Raw genomic sequence first — 7567 nt, 5'->3', positions numbered from 1 at the left:
AGATCTTGGCTTCTTCCTTCCTGAAATCTTCCCATCGGAGATTACAAATCTCACTGATGCGACGTGCGCTGAATAGAGCAAAGACCAGGATTTGGTCGACTATGTGAACCTGGCTTGTTGCTGGAAGCAGTTCAGAGCGGCCAATGTTGCGCTGGATGACAAGCTCGCAGCAATCAGTGAGACGGGCAGCCTTCTTGCCTCTGTCGTATAGCTCAAAAAAAGAGCAGCCGGGCCTGTTGCTCGGTCCCGGCGCATCCATTTCCAGACCAATCAGAAATGTTGCATCCTGTGGGAGGCGGAGCACGCCTTCACCATCCAAAACGGACCGTTGCTACGTATGTGCTACACAAAACCAAAACCCGAAAAATATCACAATATCATGTAGATTAAACCCCTCACACAAATCCATAATCGGGGCAACGCTTAAACGCGCGCTTTCACGAAGGGTCAAACTGTTGTTTTTGTCCTGAGACTTGCGCCAAGTCATCTTTGCACATGCGTCTTTCTATTGGCCTGCGGATCAGGGTTTCCAAGGGTGTCACTGCGTGCGTCAGGCAGCAAAAAGTGTTTTCACCGTTATGTTTCGCCGCAGCGCGGCCTATGTGGCATATTCTTGCACCGAAAGGAAAGCATCTTGAACTCGTATTGAATGGGCAAGACAGGGCGATGTGCCTGTTTCCTGTCACTACGCCTCCAGTTTGCCCAGGACGCCGCCCTGCAGGTCATCGCACAAGAGGCGTTTTTCAGACAGGCTTAGAAACGCCTCGCGTGACAGGGCTTTCGAAAACAAAAAGCCCTGCCCCAAAGCGCAGCCTCGGTTTTGAAAGAACACCAATTGTTCCTTGCGTTCGATACCCTCGGCAATGGCCTTACTTCCCAACCGGGCCGAGAGGCCCAGGATGGTCTCGCAAAGCCCCGCCGCCCGCGCGCTTTCCGGTGCGTTCTGGGCAAATTCCCGGTCGATTTTGAGGTAATCAAATTCGTTATTCAGGAAATAGAGCAAGCTGGAGTAACCTGCACCGAAGTCGTCCAAAGCGACCTCAACCCCTGCAGCCCGGAAAGAACGCAGCGTCGCCAACGTGAATGGGGTGGGATCAAGCAACGCGGCCTCGGTGATCTCGACGACAATTGCCCCGGTCGCAGGCGCGTTTGCCCGAATGTAGTCCGGCCAATTCAGCCCCTTGCCGTGTTCGCGAGCGCAAAGCTCTTTGGGGGAATGATTGACGCAAACTTTGAACCCCGGCCCGAAACGATCCACAAAATCCCCCAGGTCAGAACAGGCGTTGCGAAGCCCGACATCACCCACCTCGATCATCAGCCCCGCCTCTTCTACGAAATGCAGGAACCGGTCCGGTGTCAGCAATCCAAATTCTGGGTGGTTCCAGCGCAGCAATGCTTCGGCCATGACAATACGCCCGGTTTTGAGGTCGATAATCGGCTGATAGAACAATTCGAACTCGTCAAATTCCAACGCCCGGTGCAGATCATCAAGCATCCGCAAACGGTGCGCGTTTTTGGACCCGATTTCATGTGTAAAGTGACGGATACAGCCGCCACCTGCCGCCTTGGCGGAATACATGGCCTGATCTGCCGCGCTTAACAGTGACTGTGGTGTGACGGCGTCATCCGGGCAATGTGCTATACCAATGGAGGCCGAAATCTGCACGCAGTCCTGGCCAATATTGAACGGGTGATGCATGGCCTCGAGAATGCGGCGTGCGACCGGTTCGGTTCGCAAAACAGCCTCTTCGCCGCGCAAGAGCACAACAAATTCATCCCCGGCATGACGCGCAACAAAATCAACGCTTTGAATGGCGCTGCGCAGCCGTTGCGCAACCAGCTTTAACAACCCATCCCCGATGGCATGACCCAGCTTGTCATTGACCTTTTTCAACCCATCCAGATCGACGAACATCAAAACTAAGGGGCGATCCAACTGTCTGGACAAGCTGACCGCGTTTTCCACTTCTAAGGTCAGGCTGGCGCGGTTTGGCAGCCGCGTCAAAAAATCTGTTCGCGCTTGCAGCAGGATCTTTTCCCGTGCGCGTTTGAGCTCGGAAATATTGCGCACCACAAGAACCGCTTCGTCTCGTGATGAAACGTCCCGCAGCCGGGCCTCGAAATCTGTCTTTCGCCCACGTATCTCCAGATCATATTCCCAGGTCCTGGGTTTTCGATCTTTGAGAAACTGCGCCATATTCAACTCGTAGAACTCCAGCGCTGATCCGCCCAGAACATCTGACACTTTGCGCCCAAGGAACTGTTCGGGGGGCATCAAAAGGTCCTCTTTGTCTGAGGCGCGATAGTCCAAAATCACCCCATCCCGGCTGAGGCGGAAATAGGTGTCTGGCAAAGCGTCCAGCAGGGCTTGCATTTGCTGACGACGCTCGCTTTCCATCTCTTCGGCGGTTTGGCGCGCCTTGGAAATCCGGCGGAAACTGCCAGAAATAGTTTCAAAATCCTTGATCTTGGCGGCCTGCTGTTCAAGCGTCAGGTTTTCGCCAAACCCTGCTTCAAATCGTTCGATTGTACGAGTCAGTGCCTCCATCGGGCGCAGAACCTGGCGTTCTAGCAAGCGAAAAGCCATGGCATTGATCAGGGCGACAAGCCCCAACAGCCCCGCCAAGCGAATGACGGTGGTTTGTCGGGCCGAGGCCAGTGCCGCGTCCAAGGGAAACCCGAGCGTGACAGTCACCGGAAGCCCATCCCCATCCTCGAACAAGACCCGCTGGGTCAGCACCCGCAACCGGCCATCCGTGCCTCGGACAAGGTCGGGATTGCCACGATCAGCCTGCCGCCCCAGAACACCAAGCTGGCGGTGATCCTGCCCCAACATCTCGGGATCGGGTGGGAAAATGGCGACGATCCGGCCGCTGGCATCGGTAATCGTCGCGACCGCGTCTTTGGTCACATCGGCCCGCTCAAGGCTGGCACTCCACCACTCCAACCCCAAAACAGCGACGGCAGCCCCAATCGGGTCACGTTGCCCCTCTGGAATGACGGGGTACGAGAAATTCACACTGACATGATTTGTGACCCTGTCAGTTTGAAACGTGCCAACCGCAAAATCCTTTTTGTCGATTGCTTTGCGGAAATAGGGACGGTCCTTGACATTAACATCTGTAATCAATGGCAGCGCGCTGCAATGCAACTCTCCATCCCAGCGCGGAACGCCCAGGTTTTCGTATTTGTCCGACAGTTGAAGAACCTGCGCCAGAAACACGCCGCATTGCGGTGCCATTGGGTCCTGAACTGCTTCGGACAGGGCCAGCTTTTTCAGAAAACTCTGAGTTTCTATGATCAAAGCCTGTTGTTTTTCAGCCAGTTGCGCGGTGATTCGTCGGGCATCATCGGAATAGCGGGCAACCTCGGCATTGTATTTCTCAATTCCGAAATAAAGGATGCCAACAGCGCTGGGTATCACGGCAAAAAGGATCAAGGCCTGCAAACGCACACGCAAAGGGCGCGTTGGTGATTTCGAAATAGAGTTCGACAGTTTAGCCATGAATCTACGCTTTCGAATCCGGGTTTGGCAGTGCCAGCACAGCCCGCAGAGCACCAATGACATGCAGCCGCAGCAATAGTGGTCTTAGTTCTGAAGGCCAACTTGGCCCTCACGAAAACCCGGCGGCTTTGAAACCGAAACTTATACGCACGCGAACAAGCGCGAAAACCAAAAGAGAAACACAGCTTTGAGTATAAAAAACAAAGCTGCGCTTTTCTAGGTTTTCAGGGAATTTACCGAGGAGGCATGTAGAAATGTCGCATTGTTAACAAAAGGTTAACAAAAGCGCATTTCACGAAATCAAGGATCACCGCGCAAACGACCCGCCCCCAAGGCGCTAAGCCCAAGCATCAGCGCAGCCATGAGCAGGCACAGGGCTACACCGCCAAGCTGATAACTCAGCCCCGAAAGCAGTGTTCCCAGCAACCGGCCCGCGGCATTGGCCATGTAGTAGAACCCAACATCCATGGTCACCCTTTCACCCTTGGAAAAGGCGAGGATAAGGTAGGAATGCAGCGAGGAGTTCACAGCAAAGACTGCGCCGAAGATCAATAGACCTGCGATCAGAACCAGTGTCAGCCAAGTTTGCGGTGTGCCAGCACCCCAAACCAGTGCCGCCAGGATCAAGGGCAGGACTGCCAATCCACCGACCCAGATTTTCGCTGACGCGATGATGTCTGCTTCGGAACGGTCTTTGGCGCGCAACAGTTTCGGCGCGGCCCCTTGCACCAACCCGTAAAGGATCGTCCAGACAGCCATAAAGGTGCCGATGGTGAAAAAGGCAAACCGGTTGCCCTCTTCACTACCATCAGACAGCACTGCGTAGAAATAGACCGGAATGCCGACGACAAACCAGACATCGCGCGCGCCAAACAGGAACACCCGCGCAAAGCTGAGCCAATTGATGTTGCGATCTTTGGAGATGACCTCTTTGAATTTGGCGTCTTTCTTGGACCCCGGCAGGCCCGCTGGCATACGCAAAACGACGGCCACCAACACCAGTGCCAGGACCGCCGCCATGCCCAGAACCGCCGGAACAAACCCGGCCAAGCCCAAAAGCGCAGCCCCAAGCAGGAAGCCGCAACCTTTGACAGCATTCTTGGAGCCGGTCAGAACCGCAACCCATTTGAACAAACCACCCTGCCCTTTGGGGGCCAGCAGTTTCACTGCGGATTTGGCCGACATCTTGGACAGATCCTTGGCCACGCCTGACAGGCCCTGAACAGCCATGACAAAGATGACCGAGGCCGTCAGACCCCAGGCCGGATCCAGTTGCGACAGCGCCAATAGCGCCACGACCTGCAACCCAAGTCCCGCATATAGTGTACTGCTGAGCCCAAAGCGGGCGGCGATCCAACCCGCCGAAAGATTGGTCACAATCCCTGCCAATTCATAGAGCAGGAATAGATAGGCCAGCTGTACCGGTGAAAAGCCCAGCGTGTGAAAGTGCAACAGCACCAACATGCGCAGCGCGCCATCGGTCAGCATAAAGGCCCAATAGGCCGCCGTCACCGCGATGTAAGCGGCCAAGCCCTGTGGCTTTGCGTCAGTCATGAATTCTTTCCCGCAAAGGCAGGTGGGGTAGAACCCCACCCTACCGCATTACAACGACGCGCCGACTTTGGCTGCGACATCCGCCAAACGATGGGCATAGCCCCATTCATTGTCATACCAGGCATAGATTTTCACCTGCGTGCCATTCACCACCATGGTCGAGGGCGCGTCGATGATAGAACTGCGCGCGTCATTGGTGTAATCGGTCGAGACAAGCGGGCGGGTTTCATAGCCCAGGATGCCTTTCAGAGCGCCTTCGGAGGCGACACGGAACATCTCGTTCACCTCCTGAACAGTGGTTTCACGCTCAACCTCGAACACGCAATCAGTCAGCGAGGCATTCAGCAGCGGCACACGAACCGCATGACCGTTCAACCGCCCTTTGAGTTCGGGATAGATCAGCGTGATCGCTGTGGCCGAGCCGGTCGAGGTTGGGATCAGCGAATTCAAAGCCGAGCGCGCGCGGCGCAGGTCTTTGTGCGGCTTGTCGACGATGGTCTGGGTGTTGGTCACATCATGGATCGTGGTCATTGACCCATGTTTGATCCCCAGCCCTTCGTGGATCACCTTGACCACAGGAGCCAAACAGTTGGTGGTGCAAGAGGCGGCGGTGATGATCTTGTGCTCGTCTGCATTATAGATGTCATCATTAACACCAATCACCAGATTGGCGGCATTGCCATCCTTGACCGGGGCCGAGACCACGACCTTTTTCACGCCAGCGTCAAAATAGGGCTGAATGCGGGCTTCGGTTTTGAAATAGCCGGTGCAATCTACGACCACATCCGCCTCAGCCAAAGGCAAATCGCTCAGCTCACGCGTCTGATAGGTCGGGATGCGGGTGCCGTCGATGGTGATACTGTTCTCATCGCTTGAAAACTCAGCATCCCAGCGCCCATGCACCGTATCAAACTCCAAAAGATGCGCATGGGTGGCCGCATCGCCCACTGCATCATTGATCCAGGCGATCTCCATCTCGGCGTCCAGCATGGGTTTCAAAACCAGCTTTCCCATGCGGCCAAGGCCGTTGATTGCATATTTGGTCATGTTTCAGTCTTCCGTTTTGGCGATTTCGTCGATTTTGTTTTGCAGGCTGACCCGATCGAGCGTTTCGATCGGCAATGCGGTAAAGGCTTTGATGCGGTTGCGCATGGCCCCATAGACCTGCTGAAAGGCTAGGCGCTTTTCGGCATCGGTACCGGTGGCCTTGACCGGATCGGGCTGCCCCCAATGTCCGGTCATGGGCTGGCCCGGCCAAGGGGGGCATTCTTCGTTGGCGGCTGTGTCGCAAACCGTAAAAACGAAATCCATGTCTGGCGCGTCCGAGCCGCGAAACTCATCAACAGTCTTGGCCCGCAGCCCGGTTGTGTCATGCCCCTTGGCCGCCAATAGCTCGATTGCAAAGGGATTGAGCTCAGATTGCGGTTTGGTGCCCGCCGAAAACACCTCAAACCGATCTCCGGCAAGGTCGCGCATCAGCGTCTCGGCGAAAATGGATCGGGCGGAATTCCCGGTGCAGATAAACAGGACGTTGCGCTTACGATCAGCTCTGTCTGGCTCCTTTCGCAAAGGGGAAGGTAGGCATTGTTCAGGACGGCCCCGACAGCAATCCGAGGCCAGATAATCCACCAATTGCGCGGCGGCTTCGGTTTGAGCGGCATATAAAAGAGAGGTGCCGCTGCGAACCTGCGTGACCAATCCCGCCTGACGCAAATGTGCCAGACAGGCCGAAAGGGACGAGGCAGGCAGGTTCAGAACCTTCGCGATTTCCCCGGCGGGCAGCAGATCGGGATAGCGCCGCATTAAAAGCCGAAACACTGCCAAGCGGCGTGAATGAGCCAGTGAGGCCAATTGAGAGATCACTTCATTTTCCATATTTCCGGAATTACGGAATTAAATGAGCCTCGCCAAGTGAAGTTTTTGTAACGCAGTACTTCGGTGGATCATGGGAGACCTGCCAATCCTGAAATGCTAGCGTCCCGCCGCCCAAGGAATCACCCGCACTGCCCTTACGTCCCCGTTAGCGCACAACATTCAAAACCCGGAACATTATGCCGCAGGCTACCCAGTACTACGTAGAGAGCGTTTGTCGGGTGTGTAGCCCTAATCGTTAAGAAATGCTTGCGCAAACGTGAATATGACCGGGTCAGGAAAACAAAGGGGTTAGCCGCGATTCCGAAAATTCCTTTACTGATTTTCTCTCATTTGAAAAATTTATTTACAAATAACTCATTGCATTTGCTTATCTTATACAAAAATTTTCCCCGTCACCTATGATCGCAACAAGACATGTCAGGACGAAAGTTCTCGTCTTGGGGGAGAATTTCATTGGGAGGAGATATCCATGAGCGATACAACCGCAAATACTGATACGGCACCGACCTATCCACCAAGCGCGGAGTTGTCCTCGCAAGCCCATGTTGACGCGTCGCGTTATGATGAGATGTATGCGCAGTCGGTGAGCGATCCTGAGGGGTTCTGGGGGGCTCAGGCGGAGCGGCTGGATTG

At 55.0% G+C, this 7567-nt stretch carries 5 protein-coding genes and 1 pseudogene; 1 reads left to right on the top strand and 5 read right to left on the bottom strand.

Going from position 1 to position 7567, the window contains the following annotated elements; genetic code table 11:
- From CLV87_RS24090 to CLV87_RS23640, 5 genes and pseudogenes are all read right to left on the bottom strand, one after another.
- Positions 1–319: pseudogene (locus tag CLV87_RS24090) on the bottom strand (site-specific integrase); the annotation flags it as partial.
- A gap of 366 nt (positions 320–685) precedes the next feature.
- Positions 686–3505 carry a bifunctional diguanylate cyclase/phosphodiesterase gene (locus tag CLV87_RS23655; protein WP_166652841.1) on the bottom strand — a complete coding sequence of 940 codons (2820 nt, stop codon included), beginning with the start codon at positions 3503–3505 and terminating at the stop codon, positions 686–688.
- Positions 3506–3805: 300 nt separating this feature from the next.
- Entirely contained in the window at positions 3806–5059 is a 1254-nt protein-coding gene (arsJ, locus tag CLV87_RS23650; protein WP_099249838.1) for an organoarsenical effux MFS transporter ArsJ, read from the bottom strand.
- A gap of 48 nt (positions 5060–5107) precedes the next feature.
- Positions 5108–6106, bottom strand: a complete 999-nt coding sequence (locus CLV87_RS23645; protein WP_099249841.1) for an ArsJ-associated glyceraldehyde-3-phosphate dehydrogenase — start codon at positions 6104–6106, stop codon at positions 5108–5110.
- Positions 6107–6109: 3 nt separating this feature from the next.
- Complete coding sequence (locus CLV87_RS23640; RefSeq protein WP_099249843.1) at positions 6110–6934, bottom strand: arsenate reductase/protein-tyrosine-phosphatase family protein; 825 nt, start codon at positions 6932–6934, stop codon at positions 6110–6112.
- Between the two features lie 469 nt (positions 6935–7403).
- On the opposite strand from CLV87_RS23640, the gene CLV87_RS23635 reads away from it, so the two are divergent.
- Positions 7404–7567: acetyl-coenzyme A synthetase N-terminal domain-containing protein (locus CLV87_RS23635; RefSeq protein WP_133840917.1), on the top strand; the 164-nt coding region annotated here is incomplete at its 3' end.

It is taken from the genome of Pelagimonas phthalicica, assembly GCF_004364805.1.
Classification (GTDB): domain Bacteria; phylum Pseudomonadota; class Alphaproteobacteria; order Rhodobacterales; family Rhodobacteraceae; genus Pelagimonas; species Pelagimonas phthalicica.
This window is presented reverse-complemented; position numbering and strand designations above follow the sequence as displayed.

Excerpts from the sequence above, each read along its gene's own strand:
- arsJ (WP_099249838.1), bottom strand. The coding sequence starts at position 5,059 with ATGACTGACGCAAAGCCACAGGGCTTGGCCGCTTACATCGCGGTGACG.
- CLV87_RS23645 (WP_099249841.1), bottom strand. The coding sequence starts at position 6,106 with ATGACCAAATATGCAATCAACGGCCTTGGCCGCATGGGAAAGCTGGTT.
- CLV87_RS23640 (WP_099249843.1), bottom strand. The coding sequence starts at position 6,934 with ATGGAAAATGAAGTGATCTCTCAATTGGCCTCACTGGCTCATTCACGC.
- CLV87_RS23655 (WP_166652841.1), bottom strand. The coding sequence starts at position 3,505 with ATGGCTAAACTGTCGAACTCTATTTCGAAATCACCAACGCGCCCTTTG.